Origin of the sequence: Trichocoleus sp. FACHB-46 (assembly GCF_014695385.1) — a bacterium.
Lineage (GTDB): Bacteria > Cyanobacteriota > Cyanobacteriia > FACHB-46 > FACHB-46 > Trichocoleus.
Genome location: NZ_JACJOD010000006.1, coordinates 363,176 through 389,858 on the forward strand (window position 1 = coordinate 363,176; position 26,683 = coordinate 389,858).

The 26,683-nt window shown below is 49.9% G+C and carries 22 protein-coding genes and 1 tRNA gene; 14 read left to right on the forward strand and 9 right to left on the reverse strand.

The window, feature by feature from the left end; all coding sequences use genetic code 11:
• Positions 1 to 206 precede the first annotated feature (206 nt).
• The 7 genes from H6F72_RS01900 (at position 207) to proB (ending at position 7,509) form a co-directional block, all read left to right on the forward strand.
• Complete coding sequence (locus H6F72_RS01900; RefSeq protein ID WP_190431333.1) at positions 207 to 1,406, forward strand: F420-0:Gamma-glutamyl ligase; 1,200 nt, start codon at positions 207 to 209, stop codon at positions 1,404 to 1,406.
• Positions 1,407 to 1,562: 156 nt separating this feature from the next.
• Complete coding sequence (locus tag H6F72_RS01905) at positions 1,563 to 2,957, forward strand: GNAT family N-acetyltransferase (protein ID WP_190431334.1); 1,395 nt, start codon at positions 1,563 to 1,565, stop codon at positions 2,955 to 2,957.
• A gap of 64 nt (positions 2,958 to 3,021) precedes the next feature.
• Positions 3,022 to 3,492, forward strand: coding sequence for a Holliday junction resolvase RuvX (gene ruvX, locus H6F72_RS01910; protein ID WP_190431335.1), 471 nt, complete (start codon positions 3,022 to 3,024; stop codon positions 3,490 to 3,492).
• A 179-nt stretch (positions 3,493 to 3,671) separates the two neighbouring features.
• Complete coding sequence (locus tag H6F72_RS01915) at positions 3,672 to 4,259, forward strand: DUF3727 domain-containing protein (protein WP_242016730.1); 588 nt, start codon at positions 3,672 to 3,674, stop codon at positions 4,257 to 4,259.
• Positions 4,260 to 4,315: 56 nt separating this feature from the next.
• Positions 4,316 to 5,458: an endolytic transglycosylase MltG gene (gene mltG, locus H6F72_RS01920; RefSeq protein ID WP_190431336.1), complete on the forward strand. Its 1,143-nt coding sequence runs from the start codon at positions 4,316 to 4,318 to the stop codon at positions 5,456 to 5,458.
• Positions 5,459 to 5,570: 112 nt separating this feature from the next.
• Positions 5,571 to 6,092 (forward strand): YqeG family HAD IIIA-type phosphatase, encoded by a 522-nt coding sequence (locus tag H6F72_RS01925; RefSeq protein WP_190431337.1) that lies wholly within the window; start codon positions 5,571 to 5,573, stop codon positions 6,090 to 6,092.
• A gap of 244 nt (positions 6,093 to 6,336) precedes the next feature.
• The gene (gene proB / locus H6F72_RS01930; protein ID WP_190431338.1) at positions 6,337 to 7,509 is read left to right on the forward strand and encodes a glutamate 5-kinase; all 1,173 of its coding nucleotides are present in this window, start codon (positions 6,337 to 6,339) and stop codon (positions 7,507 to 7,509) included.
• 83 nt (positions 7,510 to 7,592) lie between these two features.
• Here the strand turns inward: proB and H6F72_RS31005 are convergent, their stop codons facing one another.
• Both H6F72_RS31005 and H6F72_RS01940 read right to left on the reverse strand, forming a co-directional pair.
• Positions 7,593 to 8,711: a helix-turn-helix domain-containing protein gene (locus H6F72_RS31005; RefSeq protein WP_190431339.1), complete on the reverse strand. Its 1,119-nt coding sequence runs from the start codon at positions 8,709 to 8,711 to the stop codon at positions 7,593 to 7,595.
• Positions 8,712 to 9,188: 477 nt separating this feature from the next.
• Positions 9,189 to 9,347, reverse strand: a complete 159-nt coding sequence (locus H6F72_RS01940) for a hypothetical protein (RefSeq protein WP_190431340.1) — start codon at positions 9,345 to 9,347, stop codon at positions 9,189 to 9,191.
• A gap of 97 nt (positions 9,348 to 9,444) precedes the next feature.
• Between H6F72_RS01940 and H6F72_RS01945 the strand changes: the two genes are divergently transcribed.
• The 4 genes from H6F72_RS01945 (at position 9,445) to murD (ending at position 13,917) form a co-directional block, all read left to right on the forward strand.
• Positions 9,445 to 9,600, forward strand: a complete 156-nt coding sequence (locus H6F72_RS01945) for a hypothetical protein (RefSeq protein ID WP_190431341.1) — start codon at positions 9,445 to 9,447, stop codon at positions 9,598 to 9,600.
• A 300-nt stretch (positions 9,601 to 9,900) separates the two neighbouring features.
• On the forward strand, positions 9,901 to 12,075 hold the full coding sequence (glyS, locus tag H6F72_RS01950; RefSeq protein ID WP_190431342.1) for a glycine--tRNA ligase subunit beta: 2,175 nt from the start codon (positions 9,901 to 9,903) through the stop codon (positions 12,073 to 12,075).
• A 159-nt stretch (positions 12,076 to 12,234) separates the two neighbouring features.
• Positions 12,235 to 12,447, forward strand: a complete 213-nt coding sequence (locus tag H6F72_RS01955) for a hypothetical protein (protein ID WP_190431343.1) — start codon at positions 12,235 to 12,237, stop codon at positions 12,445 to 12,447.
• Between the two features lie 102 nt (positions 12,448 to 12,549).
• The gene (murD, locus tag H6F72_RS01960; protein WP_190431344.1) at positions 12,550 to 13,917 is read left to right on the forward strand and encodes a UDP-N-acetylmuramoyl-L-alanine--D-glutamate ligase; all 1,368 of its coding nucleotides are present in this window, start codon (positions 12,550 to 12,552) and stop codon (positions 13,915 to 13,917) included.
• On the opposite strand, the gene H6F72_RS01965 is transcribed toward murD, so the two are convergent.
• From H6F72_RS01965 to H6F72_RS01990, 5 genes are all read right to left on the reverse strand, one after another.
• Positions 13,914 to 14,450, reverse strand: coding sequence for a cysteine hydrolase family protein (locus H6F72_RS01965; RefSeq protein WP_190431345.1), 537 nt, complete (start codon positions 14,448 to 14,450; stop codon positions 13,914 to 13,916). The two genes, murD and H6F72_RS01965, sit on opposite strands and share 4 nt — an antisense overlap.
• A gap of 91 nt (positions 14,451 to 14,541) precedes the next feature.
• Positions 14,542 to 17,652, reverse strand: coding sequence for an MHYT domain-containing protein (locus H6F72_RS01970; protein WP_190431346.1), 3,111 nt, complete (start codon positions 17,650 to 17,652; stop codon positions 14,542 to 14,544).
• 707 nt (positions 17,653 to 18,359) lie between these two features.
• Complete coding sequence (locus tag H6F72_RS01980; RefSeq protein ID WP_190431348.1) at positions 18,360 to 18,842, reverse strand: hypothetical protein; 483 nt, start codon at positions 18,840 to 18,842, stop codon at positions 18,360 to 18,362.
• 234 nt (positions 18,843 to 19,076) lie between these two features.
• A tRNA-Gly gene (locus tag H6F72_RS01985) sits at positions 19,077 to 19,148 on the reverse strand.
• Positions 19,149 to 19,214: 66 nt separating this feature from the next.
• Positions 19,215 to 19,937, reverse strand: coding sequence for a tetratricopeptide repeat protein (locus H6F72_RS01990; RefSeq protein WP_190431349.1), 723 nt, complete (start codon positions 19,935 to 19,937; stop codon positions 19,215 to 19,217).
• Positions 19,938 to 20,257: 320 nt separating this feature from the next.
• Between H6F72_RS01990 and H6F72_RS01995 the strand changes: the two genes are divergently transcribed.
• The 3 genes from H6F72_RS01995 (at position 20,258) to H6F72_RS02005 (ending at position 23,446) form a co-directional block, all read left to right on the forward strand.
• Positions 20,258 to 21,100: an Npun_R2479 family HD domain-containing metalloprotein gene (locus H6F72_RS01995; RefSeq protein WP_190431350.1), complete on the forward strand. Its 843-nt coding sequence runs from the start codon at positions 20,258 to 20,260 to the stop codon at positions 21,098 to 21,100.
• 24 nt (positions 21,101 to 21,124) lie between these two features.
• On the forward strand, positions 21,125 to 22,315 hold the full coding sequence (locus H6F72_RS02000) for an AI-2E family transporter (protein ID WP_190431351.1): 1,191 nt from the start codon (positions 21,125 to 21,127) through the stop codon (positions 22,313 to 22,315).
• A 66-nt stretch (positions 22,316 to 22,381) separates the two neighbouring features.
• Entirely contained in the window at positions 22,382 to 23,446 is a 1,065-nt protein-coding gene (locus H6F72_RS02005) for an ABC transporter permease (protein ID WP_190431352.1), read from the forward strand.
• Positions 23,447 to 23,973: 527 nt separating this feature from the next.
• Here H6F72_RS02005 and tsaB read toward each other — a convergent pair.
• Positions 23,974 to 24,654, reverse strand: a complete 681-nt coding sequence (tsaB, locus tag H6F72_RS02010; protein ID WP_348252005.1) for a tRNA (adenosine(37)-N6)-threonylcarbamoyltransferase complex dimerization subunit type 1 TsaB — start codon at positions 24,652 to 24,654, stop codon at positions 23,974 to 23,976.
• A 16-nt stretch (positions 24,655 to 24,670) separates the two neighbouring features.
• A complete protein-coding gene (locus H6F72_RS02015; protein WP_190431354.1) occupies positions 24,671 to 26,560 on the reverse strand; it encodes a serine/threonine-protein kinase in 1,890 nt (629 codons plus the stop codon).
• Positions 26,561 to 26,683: the final 123 nt, after the last annotated feature.

The following is a 26,683-nucleotide window of genomic DNA, read 5'->3' on the forward strand; positions in this document are numbered from 1 at the left end:
TTAGCTGGACGCTTGAGTCCAGAGGGAAACTTGACAAAAACTATGATTTTCCTCGCTGCCAAGCACCCGTTTCTTCTATAGACTTAAAGACGCATTGTTTCGAGTACCTGGACTTGGTTAGATATCACACTGCCTTAAAGTGGTTTGATTGCAACCAATTTGCACTAGGTAATTGCTTTAGTTAATTGATCGAGGGTTGGGCGACTGTGGGGAGTATCGGAATTGGTTTGGGAGCAGCGGCGCTACTCGTCGGGCTAGGGGGCTTAGCGCTAGAGAGTCAATATCGTCGCCGTCCGGGAAACGACCTGGAGTTGACCTCAGGTAACTGGCAACTGGAGGTGTACGAACCGCAACGGTATGTCTTGGTCGGTGAGCTAGAGCTGTGCAACCGGACTCGCAGCCTAGAAATTATGGTGCCAGAAGTTCAGGCTCAGGTAAAACTGCTGTCCAAGGCGAGCTTGGAGGGTGTAACCCACACCACCAGAGTGATTCCTAATCATGCAGATACCCCAGCTAGACCTGATGACTACTGGTTTGGCTACATCGTTAAAATTGGTAAGTCCACACGCTTGCAAGTTGTGGTAGAGATGCAAGGTGAAGACCTAACACCGCTTCAGGTCGCCTGGATTCAAATTCGCTATGTCACCTATGGTCCGGAGGGACGCATTCCCAAGGTGCGGCATGTGATTGTGCCTTTGCAATTCCCGACCCCTGAAACCGCTCCTTCGCGCTGGCGGCCTGCCACTAATGCCGATGTGTTGCCCATCCGCACACATCTTTTGACTCACTTAGATGATCCGGTTGAGGTGATCAAGCGTTATGTTGCGCCTTACTCGCAACCCGGAGATGTGGTCACCCTGGGAGAAAGCCCGGTAGCGATTATGCAAGGGCGGTTTCGACACCCCACCCAAGTTAAGCCTGGCTGGGTTGCGAAGCGATTGTGTTACTTCTTCTTGCCGACTTCCAGCTTGGCGACTGCTTGTGGGTTGCAAGCCTTGGTGGATATTGTGGGGCCTGGGCGAGTGGTCTTTGCATTCGTGGTGGGCGCGATCGCCAAGATCTTTGGTAAACCGGGGATGTTTTACCAGTTGGCTGGGGAACAAGCTCGCCTGATCGACGATGTAACGGGTACTCTGCCGCCTTACGACCAATTTATTGTCATGGGGCCAGAAAACCCGCAGCAAGTGGTGGATCAGATCTATCGAGAAACGGGTTTACTAGCCGCGATCGTAGACGTGAACGATTTAAAAGCAGTTAAGATATTGGCAGCATCCCCTGGCCTAACTCAAACCTTTTTAGAGCAGGCATTAATCAGTAATCCTGCCGGAAATTCTGACGAACAAACGCCAATCGTTTTGATTCGACCCACTGATGCCAATGGGAGCGTCAAGCCAGCAGTTAGCTGAGTAAATTGATGGTTTTTTGACTGCTTTTATGCGTTCAGTCTGGTTGCCTCGACGACTTGGAGCCGTGAGTTTGGGTTGATAAAAAAGCTCTACAGGGGTAGATGAAGACTTCGGGCCTTAACTGTTACCCTAGGCTTAACTGTAGCCTTACCTGTCATGACTTCAGTCTCCCAAAACTCCAACTCTGTGATTCGTCCAGTCCAGCACCAAGACCTGGACATTGTTGAGCCGTTGTTTGTGGAGGCTGCGATCGCAGACAATCACAGCAACTTAGATGCCGTGCAGCGACGCTTACAGCAGGTACGGCGCTGGTATGGGCTGTTCAAGTTTCTCAGCTTGTTTCCTAATCCGTTCCAGTACCGCTTTTGCGCCTATGTCGCAGAGCAAGATCATCAAGTGCGGGGCGCAATTCAAGTGTCCCCGTTTAATCGCACTCGCAGCACTTGGCGGGTAGAGCGAGTGGGGGTGGTGGAGACAGAATCTCAGACTCAAGGGACAGGCTCTCAACTGCTGCGGTCTTGTTTTGAGGCGATTTGGGAAGCGCGAACTTGGCTGTTGGAAGTCAACGTCAATAACAAAACCGCTTTAGCGCTCTATCGTCAAAATGGATTTCAACCTTTAGCCCAACTAACTCACTGGGCGATCGCGCCAGAGTTGCTGCAAGAACTAGCCGAGCGCGAACCGGATTTGCCTAACTTGCTGCCTGTGAGTAATGCCGATGCGCAGTTGTTGTATCAGCTCGATACGGCAGCGATGCCACCTTTGGTACGACAGGTGTTCGATCGCCACCTACACGACTTCAAAACCAGCTTGTTTGGGGCACTACTAGAAGGTGTGAAGCAGTGGGTTAATCAGACTGAAGTGGTTAGTGGCTATGTGTTTGAACCTCAACGCAAAGCTGCGATTGGTTACTTCCAGATTCAACTCTGTCGCGATAGTTCCCAAAACCATGTCGCTCAGTTGACTGTTCATCCTGCCTACACTTGGCTATACCCAGAACTACTATCTCAGATGGCCCGGATTGCCCAAGATTTTCCGGCGCAGGCGCTGCTTTTGTCTTCGGCAGACTATCAACCAGAGCGAGAAGAATATTTAGAGCGCATTGGTGCAACCCGCACCGAGCATACGCTAATGATGTCGCGATCGGTCTGGCACAAATTGAGAGAAGCCAAGCCCGTCTCACTAGAAGGCTTGCAGCTATCCGATGTTTTGCAAGGCTTCCAACCTGCGCGTAAGCCTGTGCCTGGTCGGATGTCTCTCCCCAACCTATGGCAAGGCGACAAAACTCCTGATTCAACCGAAGCTCCTTTAGCTTATAGCGAGGCTTCCGACGCTGAAACAGCAGCGGGATCGCTTTCCACACCAGAGTCATCTGCCGTCGCACCTCCATCTCCAACTGTTTCGGAAGCACCTGCCCGCAAGTTAGGCTTTTCGATCGGTCGTAACTTTTGGGGTAAGCGCCGCATCTTCACCAGCAAGAAAGAGCTAAAGCTCAACCCTGTGCCAGAAATTCATTTTCCCCAGGGACATCAAAATGATTCCTGGTGTTAAGCTGGCTGAGTTGATGCAGTTCACTCAGCCTCACTGCTACGGCTGCCATAGGAATTAACCCAGCATGGCGAGGATTTCAGCTCTAGGTTTAGATGTCGGCAGAAAGCGCATTGGCGTGGCAGGTTGTGATGGCACTGGGCTGATTGCGACTGGGCTAACGACGATTGAGTACAAATCCTTTGTCCAGGTAGTAGACCAACTTAGAGACTTGATTCAGCAGCGTCAGGTGCAAGTTTTGGTAGTCGGTTTGCCTTATTCCATGGATGGGAGCTTGGGTTTTCAAGCTAAGCAGGTACAAAAATTCGCCAAACGGCTAACAGCAGCCCTGCAACTGCCCGTGGAATATATGGATGAACGACTTACTTCGTTCCAAGCTGAGCAGTTACTTCAAGCTGAAAATATTTCCCCATCACGGAATAAGGCGTTAATCGATCGCAAGGCTGCGGCCCTAATTCTGCAACAATGGTTAGATCAGCGCCGCTCTCAAAAAATGCAGGATTCTGCCATGACAACCCCAAACTCTGCACTGATGTAGTATGCTGGCTTCGCCGCTTCTACGTTGCGATATTTTGCCAATTCAACCGATTGACCCATTCACTGGTCAGGTTGAACTCAAAAGATTGCCTGAGTCAGATGCAGTCAACCAGGCTGCAAAGTGTCTATGTAGGAGATACTTTTCAGAGGAAAGCGCTTGAATAATGCAGGAGAAATCCGATGACTGAGTCAAATATGGATCGAGAAGGCGCAGGCATGCACGAAGAAGATTTTGATGCCCCAACGGTAGTACTAACCGATGATACAGGGCGATCGGTGAGCTGCTATATCGAACATTCCATTGATATCGAGGGCCAAGACTACGTATTCCTGCTCCCGGTTGACTCTCCCGTCGAAATCTTTGCTTGGCAAGAAGAAGGAGATGAGGAAGAAGCCATTCCCGTCGAGGACGAAGCAGAAATTGAACGGATTTTTCCGATCGCCCGTGCCGTTCTGCAAGAGCAAAATTTGGAACTTAAACGGACTGCGGTCACTCTTACAGTGGAGGGTGATCTGCCAGAAGTTAGCGAGGAAGACTTAGAAGTCGCTAACGATGGTGATTCGGAAGAGCATGAGGAGTTGCAATTGCTCGCCAGCTTCTACGACGAAGAGCAAGAATATGCCATTTATGCGCCCCTAGATCCATTTTTCATTTTGGCTAGGCTAGATGCCGATGGTCAGCCTAAATTGCTCTCACCCGAAGAACTGAGCAAGATTGAACCGATGCTGCCGATGATTGAAGATCAACTCTTTGATGAAATGGAATAAGGCTGAGTTGAGCCTTGCACGCACCTGCCGGGAAACGTGATTCACTCAACTAAACCATGAAAGCTGTTCAACGTATTTCCAAGTGGTCGTTCTACTTATTACTCCTACCCGCAGTTCTAGGCCTATCGGCCTGGCAAGGTTGGGCTTGGTGGAGTTGGGCAAGTGCCCCTCCCTTGACAGTAACTTCGTCAACCTCAAACTCAGCACCAGCGGCGGCTACTAGTAAAGCAGTACGGATTCAAATTCCTCCTGGTACGCCTGCCCAGCAAATTGGTCGCGATTTGGAGGGGGCGGGATTAATTCGTTCGGCCACGGCTTGGGATCTCTGGACCCGCTGGCTATCTTTGCAGAATCGTCAGGGTGGCTTTCAAGCTGGAACTTATGAGTTGTCACCCGCACAACCTTTGCCTGCGATCGCCGACAAAATTTGGGCTGGAGAGGTAGTACAGGCTAGCTTTACCATTCCGGAGGGCTGGTCCCTGCAACAAATGGCGGCTTATTTTGAGTCGCAGGGCTTTTTCAAAGCTCAAGAATTTCTCACCGCTGCCAGCCAAATTCCCCAAAATCAATATGCTTGGTTGCCGCCAGGGCTACCCCACTTGGAAGGCTTTTTGTACCCCGATACTTATCAGTTGTCAGACGGCCAAATTACGCCTCAAGCAGTGTTAGAGCAAATGCTCAACCGCTTCGAGCAAGTTGCCTTACCGCTCTATCAACAGAATCAGCAACAAACCAAACTGAGTTTGCTGGAGTGGGTGACCTTAGCCAGTATTGTGGAGCGGGAAGCAGTAATTTCTGCCGAACGACCCCGAATTTCTGGGGTGTTTACTCAGCGGCTGCAACAAGGCATTCCCCTAGGCGCTGATCCAACCGTGGAATATGGCTTGGGAATTCAACAAACGCCTGACCAACCTTTGACTCTGGCTCAAGTCAATACAGCCTCGCCTTACAATACCTATCTCAATGCAGGTCTACCCCCTACACCCATCGGCAGTCCTGGCTTAGCGAGTCTAGAGGCAGCTCTGAAGCCTGAAAAAACGGAGTACCTCTATTTTGTCGCTCGCTATGATGGCACGCATGTGTTCAGCCGTACCTTAGCAGAGCATGAAGCTGCCCAAGCTCAAATTCAGGACGGGCGGGCGGCTGTACGTAATGCTGAAACAGAGAATGCCTCAAAAACTCCTCAGAAACGTGAGTAACCTCTGACCTGTGGTTGATAAAGGTTTGACCGAGTGAGTTGCTGGTCTGGTTTTATCAGCCGACTTTCCCTTGTTAATTTCTCTCTTTGTTAGCGCTATCCTGTTTTGATTTATGTCTTGGGGTTCCCTATTACAGCCTGATTTGAATTTGGAAGGCTCGATCCTAACGCTGACACCAGAGATTGTGCAGCAGTATGACTTGAAGGGGTTGATTTTAGATGTGGATGAAACCCTAGTACCTTTTAGAACGACGCAAGCCTCAACGGAATTGCTGTATTGGGTAGAAGACATTAAACAAGTTGCGACGATCTGGTTGGTGAGTAATAACTTGAGTGAGAGTCGCATTCGTGGCATTGCTCAATCTTTGAATTTACCTTACCTATTTGGAGCAGGCAAACCCTCTCGCCGCAAATTAAGACAAGCTGTGACTGCGATGGATCTGCCCGTGGAAAAAGTAGCAATGGTGGGCGATCGCCTCTTCACGGATGTTTTGGCAGGGAATCGGTTTGGTATGTTTACCATTTTGGTAGAACCAATGGTAGACCCTACTCAAGTCGCTCGTCGCCATCCTGTCCGTACGTTTGAAGTTTGGTTCTCACAAGCTTTGGGTGCTTCTTTAACCTCCAAGCAATAGGCTTAATAAGTATTCGCAGAGCTTGATAAATCTAACAAATCAAAAATATAAAGAAAACATTATGAGATCCGAGCTCTGCTAAAAATTTCTGGCATTCTATATAAAGTTCAATTGGGGTCAGCGAAGATAAAGACCCTAACGCATAAATCGCTGTGAATACTTATGTAAAGCGCCAGCCTCATCAATAGAGGGTCTGGCGCTTTACACTTTCTCTAGTGACACTCGCGAAATTCAGCCTGTTTTCATGCCTCAAACCCTAGTTATCAAGATTGGAACTTCGAGCTTGACGAATCCCAGTACTGGGTATTTGGCTCTATCCACGATCGCGGCTTTGGTAGAAACATTAAGCCAATTAAGGCAACTGGGCCATTCCGTAATCTTGGTGTCTTCGGGAGCCGTTGGGGTTGGCTGTGCCCGCTTAGGCATGACCGAGCGACCCCGCACGATCGCCCTGAAGCAAGCTGTAGCGGCTGTAGGTCAGGGCCGATTGATGCGGGTTTATGATGACTTTTTTACGTCCCTACAACAGCCGATCGCTCAAGTGCTGCTGACCCGGACTGACTTAGTGCAGCGCAGTCGCTACCTGAATGCTTACGGTACCTTCCAGGAATTGCTGCGGTTAGGCGTGATCCCGATTGTCAATGAAAATGACACCGTCGCTGTAGACGAGCTAAAGTTTGGCGATAACGACACCTTATCTGCTTTGGTTGCCAGCTTGGTAGAAGCAGATTGGCTGTTTTTGTTGACCGATGTCGATCGCCTGTACTCGGCTGATCCCCGCAGTAATCCAGACGCCCAACCGATTAGTTTAGTGCAATCGATCGAACAGTTGGAATCGCTACAAGTACAAGTTGGCGATCGCGGTTCCCGTTGGGGCACGGGCGGCATGGTCACCAAAATTACAGCGGCCCGCATTGCCACAGGCGCAGGGGTACGGACGGTGATTACGGAAGGGCGATCGCCTCAGAATCTACTCAAAATTGTGCAAGGCGAACCAATTGGGACTCACTTTGAGCCTCAGCCCCAAGCGGCCAGTGCTCGTAAGCGTTGGATTGCTCACGGTTTGCTACCCGCTGGCAAACTATATCTAGATGACGGTGCTGTTAAAGTGATTTGTCAGTCAGGCAAATCTTTACTCGCAGCTGGAATTGTGGAAGTGGAAGGGGAGTTTCAGAGCCAAGACGCGGTACAACTCTGCGATCGCAATGGTCGCGAAATCGCCAGAGGCCTAGTCAACTACACCAGCATAGAACTACAACGAATCCGAGGCTGCCGTTCTGAAGCAATTCCTAGTATCTTGGGTTATGCCGCGCCCGAGACTGTGGTGCATCGAGATAACCTAGTGCTGAGTGGGCAACCCAGCCCCAACTCCCCTTCGCTAAGGGTGATGGTTGAAGAACCGGATCTTCCCCTTTAGCCGTTGGGACACCAGTCGAGGTTTGGATCAGGGCGAACGGTAATTCGCCCTTGCATAGCCTTGCGTGAATGTTGATTGAATTGTTAGTTAGAAAATGCCTCTGGTGGGGCAATATCTGGCCCAGCTACAGCTCCAATCTTGCTTGCTTTCAGCCCTGGGGTCGTCTTAGGCGTTTGCTGACGTGACGAAGGAGTAATGGAGGCTTGCTCTGGAAAGACCTGAGTGGTGTCAGTAGCAGCTTCGGGTGCATGTTGATGTGATAGCCAGGTTAAACCACCTACGGCACCCGCCATGAGAGCCGCATAACCAACATATAAATGTACGGGCCGCAGGCATAATCCACCGGACTCGGCTTCTGGATGATACCAGGATGGTAAAACTGATTTGACTGGATCGGGCGCTGGGATTCCCGCCACGAGATTATTACCATCTAAGCCCAAAGCGTTGCCAATGCGCCGGATAAAGCCCCGGACATAGACATCTTCTGGCAATTGCTCAATGCGGCCTGCTTCGAGGGCTTGGAGCTGATGAATCGGCACCAGCGTTAGGCTGTGGAGTTGGTGCAACGAGAGCGATCGCGCCTGTCGAGCTGCCCGAATATCCTGACCAACTTGACGCAGGCTTTCCTCTCTTTCTTGAGCAAACTTCTGCGCGGCTAGCTCTGCCTTTGTGAGTTTCTTAGTTGGCTTGCCCATCATGCCTAAAAGGAAGGGCTGCTCTTCTACAGGAGTTGATTTGACACCTTCAACCGCCGTTGATTCCAAGAGAGCATCCTCTACGACCACAACCATATTCTCGTTAGTGGTGTTTTCGTCGGTGAAGGTAGAAGTTGTTGGGGTTGAAGTTTCGATGGGGCTTTCAAGAGTAGCGGAGCTAACTGCGGCTGGTAGCTCTTCTGCTGCCTCTACAGTTTCATCCTGACCAGCCTCTTGCTTGAGCGAAGCAGAAATAGCTCGGTATTGCTTAAAAAATTGCCGAAATGCGAGGCGAATGGCTTCTCTGCTCACTGCTTTGACGAGGGTCTGAGCCCCTCCAGCAGTTTCGCCCAGCATGGTTTGTAGGCCAGCCAACACTCGGCGATAGACTTCACTGTGATAGAGTTCGGACTCTATTTGGCCTAGGATGGTTCGCAATTCTTCTTGGGAAATCTCAATTGCGATGTTTCCAGTAGCGTCTGAGCAATACACAGGTTTTAGTACCACGATGTCTCGAATCTCCTTGCTTAACTAGAGATAGGGCTGAACTGACTAAGCGATCAGGATGCAGCAAGGGACTCAGCCCCCGTGTCTTGGTCCTGTTGATTAAACTTTTTTCAAAAGGTATTTGTAGGGCAACAAGTGATATTGAAAAAGGTTTATTCAATCAGTCACAGGTGTCAGTACATCGACCCTCTATCCAATCATTTCTTCGCTCAGCTGGTACTAATTCCGGACAAGCCTTGAGATTATTATCTATCGTGAGATTTGGCTATAAGATTTGGCGATCGCGACCTAGCAAAATGCGAGCCCTGAGATCATTAAAGACTCAGAACTCGCATCGTTGTTATCTATAACCGCATCCATCGTCTAGGGAGTGTATGGATGATGACAATCAAAATCTGGCAGATGCGGTGATTTTAATCATAGGTAAAAATTTATGGCTGCTCAGAAATAAGGAATAATTCCTCAGAGCAAATCCTTTTAGCGGCGTCCTTCGGGTTCATAGGCTCTCGACCAGCAACGCTCTAACACTTCAACTTTGTGCACATGCCAGAAGCGCTGGGGATTTAAAATCACTTTATGGCTGGAGGAGAAAACAGGTTGATTGAGGAATTGCCAGAAGGGGAAACTCATGTTCATAGGGTTGTGCTCTTGAGGTGTAGGGCGGAGGTGATGAAGCAGGTGTCAGAAGATACCGACGTTTTATTCTGCCGCGCTGTTTGGTGTTGTTATTAACATGCCAGAAGTCACTACTAAATTTCCTAGTGAGGATTGCGGAATCTTAGAGGCTATTTTTTCAGGCTCCGTATTTTCACGAGGTAAAGAACGCGACAGTACTGAAATATCGGTGGTGGGTAATGCTGTTGAACTGCACCAAATGGGCTGGCTGTAGTCATGTCGTGGGGGCTCTATTTCATGAATCGCTCCAAAGGAATCGAAACAAAATCTCTATCTTTAGATTCCGCAATGGTAAGAGCTAATCCGCACTGTTATAGATGAAAAGTTGATGTTTAAATGCACTTTAAAGAGATTTCTTTATGTAGTTGAGGATGTGGACAGGGGCAGCGATCGCTATAGCGGCAAATTTGGGATTTCCTCAAATCCGTTCGGGACACGTCCGACAGGATTCTTCCCAAGGTAAACTGTTGAAATTGGCTGGTACTTGGCCGCTTGACGTTTGAGATGGGGCGCTATGGCGACGTTTTTGTTAGAAGTAGGCACGGAAGAACTGCCTGCAAGTTTTGTGGATTCAGCTTTGGAGCAGTGGCGATCGCAGATTCCTCAAAGCCTGACTGAGCGCTACTTATTGCCTGAAAATCAAGCGACTGAAGCGGTTGAGGTCTATGGCACCCCCCGGCGCTTAGCTGTACTGATTAAAGGTTTGCCCACTCAACAACCGGACCAAACAGAAGAGGTGAAAGGCCCTCCGGTTCAGGCAGCTTTTAAGGATGGGAAGCCTACCAGAGCCGCAGAAGGATTTGCTCAGAAGCAGGGTGTGACTCTGGAGGCGCTAGAAATCCGGGCGACGGAGAAAGGAGAGTTTGTTTTTGTTCAAAAGGTGATTGCTGGCCGCCCCACGGCTAAGCTGCTCACAGAGCTGGTGCCGCAGTGGATCAACAGCTTGGAAGGGAAGCGATTTATGCGCTGGGGAGATGGCGACCTGAAGTTTCCTCGCCCAATTCGTTGGCTCGTGACTTTGCTAGACGAGACTGTTTTACCCCTCAAAATCGTGAGCGGTTCGGAAGTGGTGACGAGCGATCGCGTTTCGCGCGGTCATCGGGTGTTACATCCCCAACCTGTCACCATTCAGCAGCCTGGAGATTATTTAGCAACCATGCGGGCAGCCTCGGTAGAGCCTGACCCAGAGCAGCGGCGAACTACGATTCAATCACAGGTACAGGCGGCGGCGCAAAAGGTTGGAGGTTACGCTTTAATCTCGCCTAGCTTGTTGACAGAAGTAACGAATTTAGTGGAATGGCCTTCCGCTGTCGTCGGTCAGTTTGATGCGGAGTTTCTGGAGCTACCCTCGGAAGTTAGCATCACCGAAATGGAAAGCCATCAACGCTACTTCCCAGTTTTTCAAAGTGAAGGCTCTACGGAACTCCTGCCCTATTTCATTACTGCTTCTAATGGCGATCCTGCCAAGGCTGACATCATTGCTGCGGGAAACCAGCGGGTGATTCGAGCGCGGCTTTCCGATGGCAAGTTCTTCTTTGATGCCGATCGCGCTAATCCTCTAGAGAGTTATCTGCCGCGTCTGGAAACTGTGACTTTTCAAGAAGCCTTAGGGTCAGTGCGAGATAAAGTGACGCGAATTGGTCAAATTGCCGATCGCATTGCTGAGCAATTGCACGTGTCAGAGCGCGATCGCAGCCAAATCCAACGGGCAGCGCTGCTGTGTAAGGCGGATTTGGTGACGCAGATGGTGGGTGAGTTTCCGGAACTGCAAGGAGTGATGGGCCAAAAGTACGCTCTGGCTAGTGGTGAACCCGAAGCCGTAGCGACGGCAATTGTGGAGCATTACTTACCGAAGGGCGCAGGCGATCGCTTGCCGCAAACTTTGGCGGGCCAGGTGGTGGGCTTGGCGGATCGCTTAGATACCCTGGTTGGCATTTTTAGTTTGGGCATGATGCCCAGCGGTTCCTCTGATCCCTTTGCTCTACGTCGGGCTGCGAATGCGGTAGTGAACGTTACTTGGGTGGCTAGCTTACCTCTGAACTTGTTGCAACTACTGGAACAAGTGACGGCTGACTTTGCGGCCAGTCATCCAGCAGTTTTGAAAATGAGCGTGTCGGAACTGTTGCAACAGTTGAAGGACTTTTTCTTGCAACGGGTTCGGACGCTGCTGCAAGAAGACCGCCATATCGATTACGACTTGGTGAATGCGGTGTTGGGGGAAAACGACCCTGAATATACAGAGCGAGCGTTGAAAGACTTGCTGGATGTTCGCGATCGCGCTCTCTTTCTGCAATCTCTTCGCAACGATGGCACGCTAGCGAAAATCTATGAGACGGTGAATCGAGCTTCGCGGTTGGCGGCTCAGGGAGATCTGGATACGAAGTCGTTAGACCCAGCAGCTTTGGTTAATTCTGATTTGTTTAAGCAGCCCTCTGAACAGGCGTTTTATGATGCGTTGGTGCAGTTGGTGCCTCAAACTCAAGTGGCTCAGGCGGAGCGAGATTACCAAAAGTTAGTGGCTGGGTTGAGTCAGATTGCGCCAACGGTTAGCAGCTTCTTTGATGGTCCGGAGAGCGTTTTGGTAATGGATTCTGACCCGGAGATTAAGCGGAATCGGCTGAATCTGTTGGGTTTGCTGCGAAATCATGCGCGGGTGTTGGCGGATTTTGGGGCGATTGTGAAGGGGTAGGTTGGTTTGTTTTCTCTAGCTGAGTTCTGTGGAAACCGAGCCTTGGGGGCACTCGCCCCCAAACCCCCGCTGAAGGACGGTTGCGTCCTCCAGACCTCCTCCAAAAGGGGTTTGCCTCCAAAAGAGTTTGGTAATTGGAAGTGAGTCATAGGGTGGGTTATGGATGGTTCTGGCTTGGATGGTAGAAGGCGATCGCGGTGGCGGTTGTGGGTGTTGATCGTGAGTAGCGGGGTGTTGGTGCCTACGGCGATCGCGTTGACGGATTCTAAAGCGGTTTTGGTAGGAGCGCTGTTCGGCTTATGCCTGTATCAGGTGCGCCGATATTACTCTTCATCTCCGGAAGTTTTCCCTGGAAGAGAACCAGAGGATTGAGCGGCATATCCTATGTCTCCCGGTCTGCTAAATCTGCCTGTGCGACTCCGTTCCGCAGTAACATAAGGGTTGCTCTTTTAGGAATGCCTACCGACTGCCAATATGCCTAACGCTTATGTGATTGGTTTGGGAAAATCAGGGATTGCTTCAGCAAAACTTCTACAGCGTGAAGGTTGGCAAGTAACGGTAAGCGATCGCGGCAATTCTGAGGAGTTGCAACAACAACGCCAATTGCTTCTGAGTGCAGGAATTGCGGTCGAGTTGGGAGATAGCTTTAATCCGGAGGTGGCCGCTCCTGAATTAGTGGTGGTTAGTCCTGGGGTGCCTTGGGATGTGCCTGGATTAGTGCGGGCGCGAGAGCTAGGAATTGACACCATTGGCGAGATTGAGCTGGCCTGGCGATATTTGCAAAAGCAGCATTGGGTTTGTGTCACGGGCACCAATGGTAAAACGACGACGACGGCTCTGATTGCGGCTATTTTTCAAGCGGCTGGGTTTGATGCGCCTGCGTTTGGCAATATTGGCTATGCGGCCTGTGAGGTGGCACTTGCTGATCCGCAGCCTGATTGGGCGATCGCGGAATTGAGCAGTTATCAAATCGAGTCTTCTCCTGGGGTGGCTCCTCGGATTGGCGTTTGGACGACCTTCACCCCGGATCACTTAGCGCGTCACAAGACTCTGGAAAACTACTACAACATCAAAGCTCACTTGCTACGTCAGTCTCAGCATCAAGTGTTTAACGGAGACGATCCTTTTCTGAGACAGATTGGGCCTAGCCAGTGGCCCAATGCGGGTTGGACAAGTGTGACCGGAAAGGCTGGCTTGATTGGCGATCCAGCTCTAGGCACCTATATTGAGGATGGTTGGGTGATTGCTCAAGGAGAAGCGATCCTCCCGGCGAATACCCTACGGATGCCTGGAAGTCACAATCAACAAAATCTCTTGCTAGCGGTGGCAGCGGCTCGGCTAGCAAAGATTAGCAAAGAGGCCATTACTCAGGCGATCGCAAATTTCCCTGGAGTTCCTCACCGTTTAGAACATATCTGCGATTGGCAAGGCATTGAGTTCATCAATGACAGTAAAGCCACCAACTATGATGCGGCAGAGGTCGGATTGGCTTCGGTGGAGAGCCCGGCGATTTTGATTGCAGGTGGCGAAGCTAAAGAAGGTGACGACAAAGGTTGGTTGCAAGTAATCCACGCGAAAGCGACGGCAGTGTTGCTAATTGGCAATGCTGCGCCTACATTTGCTCAGCGCCTCAAGCAAGTCGGCTACACCCAGTTTGAGATTGTGGAAACAATGGAGCGAGCCGTGATAAGTGGGGCAGAACTAGCCCAAAAGCACCAAGCAAAAGTAGTGCTGCTCTCGCCTGCCTGTGCCAGCTTTGATCAATACGCCAATTTTGAGCAACGCGGCGATCATTTTCGTCAACTCTGTAAGACGTTTGTGGCTAAGCACCCCACACTCTAAGCTGAGGGGGCAGCTAACATGCCCTCGCTCAGACCCGCATCACAAAGCCGCTGTGCTCCGATATTACGACTCAGCACCGCCAAGCCTGCTAGATGAGCTTGTAGTCCAGCGGTACTAGCGCAACAGTCGGTAAGGACGATCGGTTCAATACCGCGATCGAACAAATCCATCGCAATCTTCAACACACACATATCGGTGTCGATGCCCACCACATTGATCCGTTTGATTTGGTGCTCACCTAAGGATTGAATCAAAGTATTGGGTAAGCCACAAAGCCCTGGTTTTGTATAGACACATTCTGGCTTGGCATAAGGTTCCAGTTCTGGAACCAGGCTGGTTTCGGGTTCGCGATCGCAATTGTGCCAATTTAGCAGCCGACAATAAGGCCCATCGTCTTGATTCACAAACCGAGTGAACAAAATTGGCCCATAATCTCCTTGCTGAATTAAGCGAACCACGCGCCGAGGAATATGATGGGTAAACTCGTTGATAAAGCCCTGCTGTACATCAACGACAAGTAATGGCACCGACATGGAGAAGCCTGCTGAACTGATTACTGATCAACTTACTGCTGAGGGTAGGGGGATACATCAGTCAGGAGAGTAATTGTTATCCCTGTTACCTCTAGCTAATTTCGCTTTGTAGCGATCGCGCCAAAATAACAATCTGGTCGAAGCGAAAATTTGCCACCAGTTCAACTAAAGCACAGCTAAGCGCAGCATGCTCTCCAGGAATTTGTTGAATGAGCTTGAGGATTAGGAGATCACTTCCTTGTAAAGCCGCTAAATGCAACTGTTCTATCCAGTCGGGCGGCATCACCTTAAGGCTATTGGGGCTAAGTGGTTCGGGAGAACTTCGGTGAATGAGCGATCCATCTGCCTGCGTAGTGCGAGGAAAGATTTTTGCAGAGTGGCTATCCTCTAGTTCGCTGTAGATGTACTGCACGCCCAAATACTGGCTGATTTTCCCTAATAATTCCTCTCGGTTGAAAGGTTTGCCCATAAAGTCATCGCATCCAGCCAATAAGATGGACTGACGTTGTTCTTCAAAGGCACTGGCAGTTAAAGCAATAATCACCGTGGCTTCTCCTTTTAGCGAAGCCCGGATACATTGAGTTGCTTCATAACCATTCATCACGGGCATCCGCATATCCATCCAGATTAGATGTGGAGCCCAGCTTTCCCAGAGAGCGATCGCTTCTTGGCCATTGGTGGCTTCTCTAACCTCAAACCCTACAGAACTGAGGAGCCTGGTGAGCAGAAGGCGATTGGTGCGTTGGTCTTCGGCAACCAAAATGCGATAAGTGGGCTGATTGGGTACTATGCCAACGACTTTATGGCGGATTGGTAGAGAGATGGCTACCTGAGCGGTTTGCACTGGGTAAACGGGTAAGGTAAAGCGGAACTGAGAACCCTGCCCCATCGTGCTACTAACAGCAATTTCTCCACCCATGAGTTGCACAAACTTCTGGCTAATGGCTAAGCCTAAGCCCGTTCCTTGCTGCGATTTTAAGCCACTAGTTGTTTGGGCAAAAGCTGTAAACAAATTATTCAGTTCATTGGCTTCCATCCCAGGGCCTGTATCGGCAATCTCAAAAGAAAGCGCTAGGGGTTGATCGCTGACTACATTTCCGTAGAGCAATTTTAGGTCGGAAGCAACCTCAACCTTCTGACCGCTAGCTGCTGATTCCTGTCTCCTCCCTGCTAACTCCTGCCCGATCTCTGCTCGCTTGACCCGCAATGTCACACAGCCTTGCTGAGTAAACTTGATGGCATTGCCCAAGAGATTAATCAAGACCTGACGTAGTTTGCTTTCGTCTGCTCTGATGCATTGTGGGACTTGAGGATCACAGTCGTAGATCAGTTTTAAGTTTTTAGCAGTCGCGGCAAGTTGCAACATCTCTTCGAGGTTTTGCAGCAGACGATGGAGATCGAAATCATTGGCATTGAGTGTCGATCGCCCCGCCTCAATTTTGGACATCTCCAGAATGTCGTTGATCAGCCGCAACAGATGCTCACCGCTGCGATTAATAATGCTGAGATACTCCTTATTTTGAGCTGAGAGAGAATTGTCGCCACTCATGAGTTGCGTGAAGCCAAGAATGGCATTTAGAGGCGTACGCAGCTCATGGCTCATGTTGGCCAGAAATTCACTCTTGGCCCGATTTGCGGCATCTGCTGTTTCTTTGGCTTGTTGTAAAGCTTGTTCTGCCCGCTTGCGCTCGGTAATGTCATTCACAATGCTGAGGAGACAAGGTTCCCCCCTGACCTCAATCATTTCAAAAGAACAGAGTCCTTCTCGAATTTCACCGGAGCTGGTGCGAAAAGGGGCATCTACCATTTGAGCTGAACGATCGCGTTGCAGCATTCGAATCACGCGATCGCGGTCTTTGAGATCGGCCCAGATTTGTAGCTCTCTCGAAGTACAGCCAATCAGATGTTCGCGTGGGTAGCCAAACAACTTGAGGAAACTGCTATTGGCATCGACAAAGCGGCCTTCGGCAACAGTAGTGATGCAACTCGCGACTGGATTGGAATGAAAAGCTTTGGCAAATTGGTCTTGGCTTTGTTGAAAGTCTTCTTCTGTTTGCTTCTGCTGAGTGATATCGCTAAAGGTACAAACAATCCGCTCTAAAACTCCATTTTCTATAAACTGCGGATCAGCATTGACCAGCATCCAGGTGCGCTCAGAGCTGTTGGTTTGCTCAATGCCCATCACCACGTTTCGGATCGGTTGGCGTTGGGCGATCGCCCGCTGCACAGGCAGCTCTGTTGTGGCAAAATAAGTTCCGTCTTCGCGGAGCCAACGTTGGTTGGTCCCAAATATAGACCGGATACCTTCGGTTTGATCCAACTGCAATAGTGCGATCGCGGCTTGATTACTAATGACGATTTCTGCGTCAGCATTTAGAAACAGCACCCCAACCTGCATCTCACGAATCAAGGTCCGAAACCGCTTTTCGCTTTCTAGCAACGTTTGTTGTCGGCTCAGTTGCATCGTAAATTGCTGATCAATCAAAGACGCAATCAAGATCAAGCTGAGAAGCAGTAGAGCGCCAGCAGCGACCGCGATTGCCATGAAGGGAGCGTGAACTGTCGGCGAGGAGGTGGCAAGTACGGGTTCGGACACAAATCGGCTGGCTGCCATGCCCATGTAGTGCATGCCACTAATGCCAATTCCCATCACAAAAGCACTGCCTAACTTCTGCCAAAAGGGTGCTCTGAGTGACTTATCTTGCAGTCGAAAGGCTAGCCAAAGAGCTGTGAGTGAGGCGGCAATGGCGATCGCCACCGACAGGGCCACTAAGCCAAAGTGATACTCAATCCTCGCAGGAAGGCGCATGGCAGCCATCCCTGTGTAGTGCATCCAGGCGATGGCAACACCCATGCAGATGCCGCCAGAAAGCAGTGGCAAAAATTTTGAATTAGGACGCCTCCAGATCCACAGGGCGATGCCAGAGGCAATAATGGCATAGAGCAGCGAAAGCAGAGTGGTCAACAGGTCGTATTCAACGGGCACGGAGAGGTGAAAAGCCAACATGGCCACGAAGTGCATCGACCAAATGCCAGTCCCCATTGCCACAGCTCCACCCAACAGCCAAAGGTAGCGCGTTGATCTTTTGGTTGGTCGCACCCGTCCAGATAAATCCAGGGCTGTGTAGGAAGCAAAGACGGCGATCGCAAACGAAAGCGCAACTAGGCTGAGGCTATAGCTGCCAGTCATGCCATGATTCATGGTGCTTCAAGCAAGTTTGTGTAATAACTTTTTCGTTCTCTACGAAGAAGTGTGGGAAGCTCTGTAACTTAATCACTATAAAGTTCCCTTTGGTTAGAGCGGCTACACCCTGAAGCGCCTGTTTAAATTATGTCCACATATGTCTACAACTATGTCTTCTATAACGGAGCTGGTAGACAAAGCAGGCAAGTTGGCAAATATTGATTTTTTCTGGCACTGTAAGCGCGATCGCCTCAGAAGGGACAGGGGCGATCCGTTACGGTTCAAGTGGCTCAATTGTTGTCTATGTAACAGCTTCAGGATTGTGATTCGGAAACTGCAAGCATTCAATGTACTTAGCGCATTTCCGAGTGGAGCTTCCTAGCTAACCCTTTTAAGATGTGAGCAGGGTGAGTAGTTCGCTGCACGCTCTTCCCCAGTTATCCAGGTACCGACGGTTATGGAAACCAAAACTAAGAAACCACAAACTCCTCCCGATGAGGCAGTGGTAGATAGAAATGTAGAGAAGATCGGCTTTGAATCCTGGGCTGCCCAGGTCAGGCAGCAAATGCTAGCCTCATTGCGAAAGCGAGGAGTAAACCCAGACGAAATTGCATAAATCTAAAAAGCCCAGAATTGCTAATTAGCCCTATGGATTTCAAAAATCTGTAGGGCTTGAAGTTTTATAGTTGTTAGCTTGTGAAGCGATTGGAACCCAACGCGTAGGATTACTCCAATGGCTTTAGAGTCACGGCATCTTCTCGAACAGGTCGAATGAAATTGCTGTTGGCACGGACAAAGCAATTACCCTTGCTAGTAGAGACAGGCAACCAGGGTTTTCCTTGCCGATCAGTCAACATAATTTGATTATCCCAATTGCCAGTCTCTGCGCGTAAACGTTGCCCTCGCTTGAAGGCAAACACCACAGGCCACTGAGAGATATTGTGTTTGTTTCGCGCAGACAAATCGGGTGGTGCATCAATGCTGTCTACCGAGATACCCTGGAATTGTCTAGCCATTCGGCAGTTGAGCCCCTTGGGGTCTGAATCAACAACTTGCCAGTTGACCTGCCTACCACCTCGCTGCCCTGGAGGTGGGGCTGGGTAGTCTCCTTGCTGGTTGGTTGTAGGGATGGCCAAGGCAAAGTTAGTGCCTAAGCCTAGTAGAGCGCAGGTCAGAGAGAGCGTAATGGTTGCAAGCTTTTTTTGCATAGTGAGAGTGAGTCCTTGATGGCAATGCTGAAGTGTAAGATTGAGCGACAAAACATCAGCTCATGGCTTACCCCCACTGGCTTGCAGGGAAATTAGCTAGAGCCTTCAGTCGCTGATAAGAACTACACAACTCATCGCCCCATTTCGCATAACCGTAAAGTTGCGATCGCGCCTGACGCACTCCCTAAGTGGTTAAGGGGCGATCGCTCAGCAGAAATAGAGTTTAGGACAAAAAGCGGGTGATGGGACTCGAACCCACGACATTTAGCTTGGGAAGCTAACGTTCTACCACTGAACTACACCCGCAGCAGGCTCAGCTAGTCAATAGCTGAACGCTTATTATAGACCGATCGCGAGAGGAGACGCTAGAGGCTAGGAAGTCGTGAGTTGCTGCAACATTTGCTCGATTTGCTGAATTGCGTCCGAGTTGCCTTCAGTTTGCAGGAGAGTTTTGGCTTTTTGCAGCGCGGCAATCGCAGCTTTGGTTTGTTTTTGGCGAGCATAAGCAATGCCCATATTCAGGTAGGCACTGGCATTGTCAGGCTCTAATTGAATGGCTTGTTGATAAGCTTGAAGGGCGGGCTGAAATTTTCCCATATCATCTAAGGCATTGCCTAAGCTGATAAAGCCTGAGACAAACTTGGGATCAAGCTTAGTAGTTTGCTCGAAGGCGGCTACAGCCTCGTCGTACTTATTGAGGCGATAATGAGTCACCCCCAAGTTGTAGTAGGCGATCGCATCATTAGGGCGGAGACGAATCGCTTGTTGATAGGCGGCGATCGCTTTATCCGTGTTCCCGTTGTCATCCAGGGCATTGCCCAAACCGACGTAAGCTTCCACATACTTTCCATCAAGCTCAATGGCTTTGCGGTAAGCCGCGATCGCTCCAGTTAACTTCCCTTGGTGATAAAGTTCATTACCCTGCTGATAGTACGATGCAGCATTGTTAGAATCCAGTTGGACCTTCTGTTGGTTTGGATTGGGTGTAGAGCTTTTTTGGGCAGCCAAAGTTGGTTCTACAACTGTAGCCCCGATTAGACCCATCATCCCCAGGGTGAGCAGTTGCCTAGCGTAACGAACTGGGGCGTGCCTCATGGGGATTACCTACTCCTGAAGGGAAATTAATTGAGAAAGTCTGTAGCAAGACTCACCTGCCACCACCATAACCGGGAAAACTAAAGGTTGATGCCTAGCAGATGTAGAGATTTATGCAGCTAGACGCTCGCTCAAGATTTTGTGATTTGACGCCAACCCTCTCTAGATTTCTCTGCTCAGGCGATAATCAGACAAAAAATTTGGCCCAGTTACATGACTGGTTTGCCTGTGTTTCTCTAGAACAAATAAGCATTCGTAATGCTGCGATCGCCCGCCTTCACCATTCCTATCCTGCAAGCCCATAAAAGCGAGTATTTAGCATGTTTAATGCCACGGAAATTCTGATTGATAACTTTGTTCAGAGACTCAAAGAAGGTTATCGGCGTACCTATGGCGGGTGGAAGCCAGACTACGAAGACATTATTGGTTGGGCAGGCAGCATGGCGCTAGAGAACATTGCAAACAGTGATGCGCTCTACCACAATGTTGAACACACCATCCTCGTCACCTTGGTAGGCCAAGAAATCTTGCGGGGCAGGCATATTCGGGAAGGCGGTGTTTCCTGTGAAGATTGGCTGCACTTCATTATCTCCCTGGTCTGCCACGATATTGGCTACGTGAAAGGGGTTTGCCGCCAAGACAAAGACGGTTACTATGCCACAGGTAAAGATGGAGCAATGGTGCCTTTAGCGGCTGGGTCTTCTGATGCGAGCCTGACTCCATACCACGTCGATCGCGCCAAGCTCTTTATTGATGAGCGCTTTGGTGGGCATAAGCTGATCGATGCCGATGTAATTAAGTACAACATTGAACTAACTCGTTTTCCAGTGCCTTCGGTAGAAGACCATCAGGATACGGTTGACTATCCGGGACTGATCCGAGCCTCTGACTTAATCGGTCAACTGAGCGACCCCCGCTACTTAAAGAAAATCTGTGCTCTGTACTATGAATTTGAAGAAACAGGCGTGAACAAAGCGTTAGGTTACCGTAACCCTGCCGACCTGCGGAAGAACTATCCCAAGTTTTATTGGCATGGCGTTCATCCCTACGTCAAAGATGCCTTGCATTATTTGTCCTTAACTCAGCAGGGTAAGCAGATTATTGCCAACTTGTACTCTAATGTTTTTGTGGTAGAACACGAAGATCCAATTCCCGTTGCTTAGCAAAACGGCATAGCGCTAACACTCATGAACCGTGTTTTTTCTCCTGTTCAACAACTTTTAATCACCTGGTTACTGGTGCTGGTTGCGGGCTGGTTGACTCTAAACGCCCTCAACTACTTTGGCGATCTCATTAGCATCTTGGTGACGGCAGGCTTGATTGCCTTTCTGCTAAATTATGCAGTGGCTAAGCTACAGACTTTTTTACCTCGTGGGGTCGCTGCAGCTCTGGTGTACTTGGCCGCAGGGCTGGGAGGGGTAGTGATTGGTTTGACGATCGCACCTCCAGTTTCAGAGCAAGCTCGTCAGTTAGCTACGAATTTCCCTAGTTTGATGGAGTCTGGGCGGAATCAGTTAGCAGATTTTCAGCTTTGGAGCGAGGTGCACAACCTACCCTTTGATGTGCAGCTTTTGGAGCAGCAGTTATCGGCGGAGGTGCGGGAACGGGCACAGGCGATCGCGGCTCAAGGATTTGGCTTGGTCCTGGGAACGGTCAACTGGACACTGGATCTGGTTTTGATTTTGGTGATTTCGTTTTATATGCTCCTGGATGGGGAGCGTGTCTGGCGGGGACTGGTCAATATTTTTTCGCCCCAAATTCGGACTTGTTTAACGGATTCTTTACGGCGCAATCTCCGACAGTTCTTTGCGGGCCAATTATTGCTAGGGCTATTTATGGCCGTGGTGCTGTCTTTGGCGTTTTTATGGTTGCGAGTGCCATTTTTCTTACTGTTTGCCGTGTTTATCGGTGTGATGGAAGTGATTCCATTCATTGGGGCGACCTTGGGAATTGCCACCGTGAGTGTCGTGGTGGCATTTATCGACTGGTGGTTGGCGTTGCAAGTTTTAGGAGTAGCGATCGCGACCCAACAGATCAAAGACAACTTGTTGGCTCCCCGACTCATGGGTAACCTGACGGGACTTAGCCCAGTGATTATTTTTACGTCGTTGCTGCTCGGTGCTAAAGTGGCGGGCCTACTCGGCGTGATTTTGGCGATTCCTCTAACTGGTGTCGTGAAAAGTATTGCCGAAGTGGTTCTAGACCCAACTTTGCCTCCGCAAACGGGTTCCTTCTTCTACAATCCTCTTAACCCAGAAGCGCTGGATACAACAACCCTAGAATTGGTCAACTCAGATTCTAGAGATGGCTTGAAAGATGGATCTGAGCCAGTGCCTCCTGTTATGGTGAGTTCCACAGGCCCACAGCGCGATCGCTAAGTACAGGCCCACAGCACGATCGCTAAGTACGAGAGTTTTCGTCAGTTCGCATTAGGTAGCAGTGTTATGGATTGGTGGCAGAAACTTAAAAAGAATCCTTTGGCCCGATTTGGGGCGTTGGTGCTGATAATTTTCTACCTGGCAGTGCTCGCCGCTGATTTTGTGGCCCCCTATGACCCCTACGCTTCACAGCCAGATGGCGGGCTGCTACCCCCAACGCAAATCTACTGGCGCAATCAGGCGGGTCAATTTATTGGGCCTCATGTCTATCCCACGATTCAAGGTCCGGTTGACATCAATACAGGCGATCGCAAGCTAATCATTGATCGCAGCCAACCGTCACCACTGCGCCTCTTTGTAGCAGGGCATCCTTACAAAATCTTGGGGTTGGAGTTTAAACGGCATCTCTTCGGTGCGGCTGGGCCAGCTAGATTTAACTTGCTAGGTACCGATGAGCAAGCGCGAGATCAGTTTAGTCGATTGCTATATGGTGGACGCATCAGCCTTAGCATTGGCTTGGTGGGGGTGGCCATTTCCTTTCCTCTGGGTATGCTGGTCGGTGGTATTTCGGGATTTTTTGGTGGCTTCACCGATAGCTTCTTAATGCGTTTGGTAGAAGTTTTGATGACGATCCCCAGCATTTATTTGTTGGTAGCTCTAGCAGCAGTGTTACCACCGGGGCTAACGAGTGCCCAACGATTTCTTCTAATTGTATTGATTACATCGTTTATTAGCTGGGCAGGTTTAGCGCGAGTGATTCGAGGGCAAGTCTTGTCGATCAAACAGCGGGAATTTGTTCAGGCTGCGACAGCGATGGGTGGTCAGCCTTTCTACATCATTGTGCGTCACATCCTGCCCCAAACCGCGACCTATGTGATTATTTCGGCGACCCTATCCATTCCGAGTTTTATTGTGGCGGAGTCGGTGTTGAGCTTGATTGGCTTGGGCATTCAGCAGCCCGATCCCTCATGGGGAAATATGCTATCTCTGGCGACCAACGCCTCCATTCTGGTGCTACAACCTTGGCTCGTATGGCCTCCAGCTTTGTTAATTATTCTCACAGTGCTGTCTTTTAATGTGCTGGGTGATGGCTTGCGAGATGCACTTGACCCCCGCAGCCTACAACGATAGTTAGTGAGAAACGGGGATAAGTAATTTCCCTGAGCAAAGTTTAGAAGAACTACGTAAAGAGTAAATGTGGCATTGGCAATGAGTGGGCGATCGCTGCATACCGGAATTTGCAGTGCTTCCAGCCATCAAGACTAAAAGAAGCTCTAATGAGACTCGTCATATTCTTGATTTTTGTCACATTTCTATCATTTCCTTTCCCGGTTCCCCTAGAATTAGCTCAGTATATTCTCTATGTGACTGTATCGGTCATGCAAAACGCTCCTGGAGATAACACTGATTTGGTTGCAAAACCTCAGGACTCTAGATCAGCGCTTCAGCAGAAAAGTAACGTGGGAAAAACAACTGCTGTGTAAGCATTGGTGCTCTCTACCCTTACGAATTGCTGCAACGCTCGTGAGCTGACTGATAGGGCAAATACTGGGTGAACAACCAAGACAGGAAGCAGGCACTTCCTGTCTTTTTTTGTGCCTTCTTTATGATTTGTGAGAGGTGTACTTAGATACACTGCTCACAAACACTTAGGATTCCTACTGGGTGACTGGATGTTGACCATAAAAGGGCAACGCTTCTGACCAATGCGATCGCTCCCCTCGATGCCAATGCTGTTCAGCCAAAGCTAAAACTCCCAAAACTGAGCTACCCAATCCGCCTTCCGCTTTCACCAACTCATAGGCAGTGGGCCAACTAGCTAAAGTTGCTTCCCAATTGGCTAGGGGCTGGATGGTATCTGCCAAGAGAGGCGTTAAACCAGTCTCCGAGCCTACTTGGTAAATAGCGCCATACACTTCCCCTCGTTGAGCTGGCATCTGCACCGCAATCACCTGTGGCTCAAGGACAGGTTGAGATTGCTGGGAGACAGAAATCCAAGCGTAGGCAGCTAGCGAAGAAATGGCGAAGAGAGGAATTTCTAGCTGTTGCGCTAAGGTGCGAGCCGTGACCATGCCGATACGTGTGCCCGTAAAGCCGCCGGGTCCTCGCGCTACTGCGATAAAGGCGAGGTCTGACCAAGTTTGAGGTGCCATGAACTCACCCAAATAGTGGTGCAGATGGGTAGACAACCCCCGATCCAAGCTCCAAACTTGATGGCGGCGATTGCCTGCAAAGTTACCCAAAGCTAAGCCAAGTTCGGGAGTGCTGGTATGTAGCGCTAAGCCGTATTGGGCGGCACAAGAGGAAGGATCAGGAGTCAAAGTTAATTCAGAAATCACAAATATCAATAGTCATTTAATCACGTTGCCAGATCTTGATGGTGCCATCATCACCAGCACTAGCGATGGTTTGGCCATCGGCACTAATCGCGACTGACCAAATCCAAGCAACATGCCCTACTAATGTTTCCAGCAGGGTTCCGGTATCGAATTGCCAAACTTTAATGGTTTTGTCTTGGCTACCGCTCACCAGTAGCTGTCCATCGGGGCTGAGAGTGACAGCATTCACTGCGTCTGCATGACCCGTTAGAGTCCGGAGCAGGGTTTGGTTTTCGAGTTGCCAAACTTTGATGGTTTTGTCTTGGCTACCGCTCACCAGTAGTTGTCCATTGGAACTAAGCACCAGGGTAGTGACGGGTTCATCATGCCCTGTCAGCGTGTGGAGCAGTCGTTGAGTATTCAGTTGCCAAATTTTGATGCTGGTGTCGCGGCTACCACTCACCAGTAGGGGTTGCTTAGTAGTTGACGCATTTACTGTTCCTGTGGCTAGGACGATCGCTAACACCCAATGCTCATGCCCTACCAGCGTTTGGAGCAGTTGACCTGTTGCAACTTGCCAGAGCTTGATGCTTTTATCTTGACTACCGCTGGCTAAATACTGGCTATCGGGGCTAAAAGTGACTGAGCGCACCCAATCCGTATGACCACTCAGCGTCTTTAATAACTTTCCGGTACTGAGTTGCCAGATTTTTACTGTTTTGTCATTGCTGGCGCTGGCGACTAACTCTCCATCTGGGCTAATCGCCACCGATCGCACCCAGTGCTCATGACCTAATAGAGTTTGTGACAACTGTCCGGTTGTGAGATCCCAAATTTTTACAGTCCGGTCTCCGCTACCACTTACCAGTACTCGACTGTCTGGGCTAATGGCAAGCGATCGCACCCAGCGAGAATGCCCAGTCAAAGTTCGCACGCAACGCCAAGTTGGGGATGTTAAATCACTGGGCGTAGTTTCTGAGATCGACGGTAATGCTGAGCCTGCCTGATCAGCTGCGGTTGCTCTGTTTGAAGCTGGTGTGAGTGATAATGCTGGAGCCTGTAAATCTTGTAATGCTGCGATCGCGGATTGATAGCGTTTCTTCGTTGCGCTTTGCAACAGGCGATCGAGAATCTGACCCAAATCACCACTAATAGGTTGTTTGAGGTGAGGTTGCCACAGCCAAGTGCCTTCTTCGGTATCAAATAAATCTGAGGGATGGGTGTGAGTCAACAAGTAAATACAAGTGACCCCTAGACTGTAGAGATCGCTGGCAAAGATAGCCTTACCCATCGCTTGCTCGGGAGATACAAATGCGGGGCTGCCAATGCTAGTGCCCGTACGAGAAAGATCGGCGCTGCTAGCCGACTTTGCCGCCCCAAAATCCACTAAGACCAATTGTTGGTCAGTGCGGCGGCGAATAATATTTGTGGGTTTAATGTCGCGATGAATCACATGGTGTTCGTGGACAAATTGCAGCACTGGCAGCAGATCGCCCAGTAACTGCCGAATTTGGGTTTCGTTAAAGACACCGTTTTGAGCCACTTCTTGTTCTAGCGTGGCTCCGTCAATAAATTCTTGAATCAGATACTGAAACTGGTCCTGCTGAAAGTACGCCAGTAGCTCTGGAATCTGAGGGTGGTGGCCTAATTCTTCTAGCCGAACGGCTTCTAGCCGAAATAGCTCGGCTGCTTTAATCGGGTTACGAATGCTTTGGGGCAAGGGAAAACACTGCTTGATCACACAGCGCGGCTTGGAAGGCTTGTAGTCATCTAAAGCCAAAAAAGTTCTGCCAAAACCTCCCTGCCCAATGGGTTCGATGGCGCAGTAGCGATCGCCCAAAACAAGCTTAAAGCCACAAGTTTCACAGAACTTGGCTGGCTCTGCATGGTGCGGATTTCGACAAACCGGATTGAGGCAGTAGCGCATACCCTAGGAACCCAAGTTCACTGAGTTTATCCTACGCCGTTCCTCCAAATTTCCAGGTAGCTAAATGTGCTTTATCTGGCGATCGCAGCTGCAATCCTGAGAAACTCCAAGAAAATTGGCTGG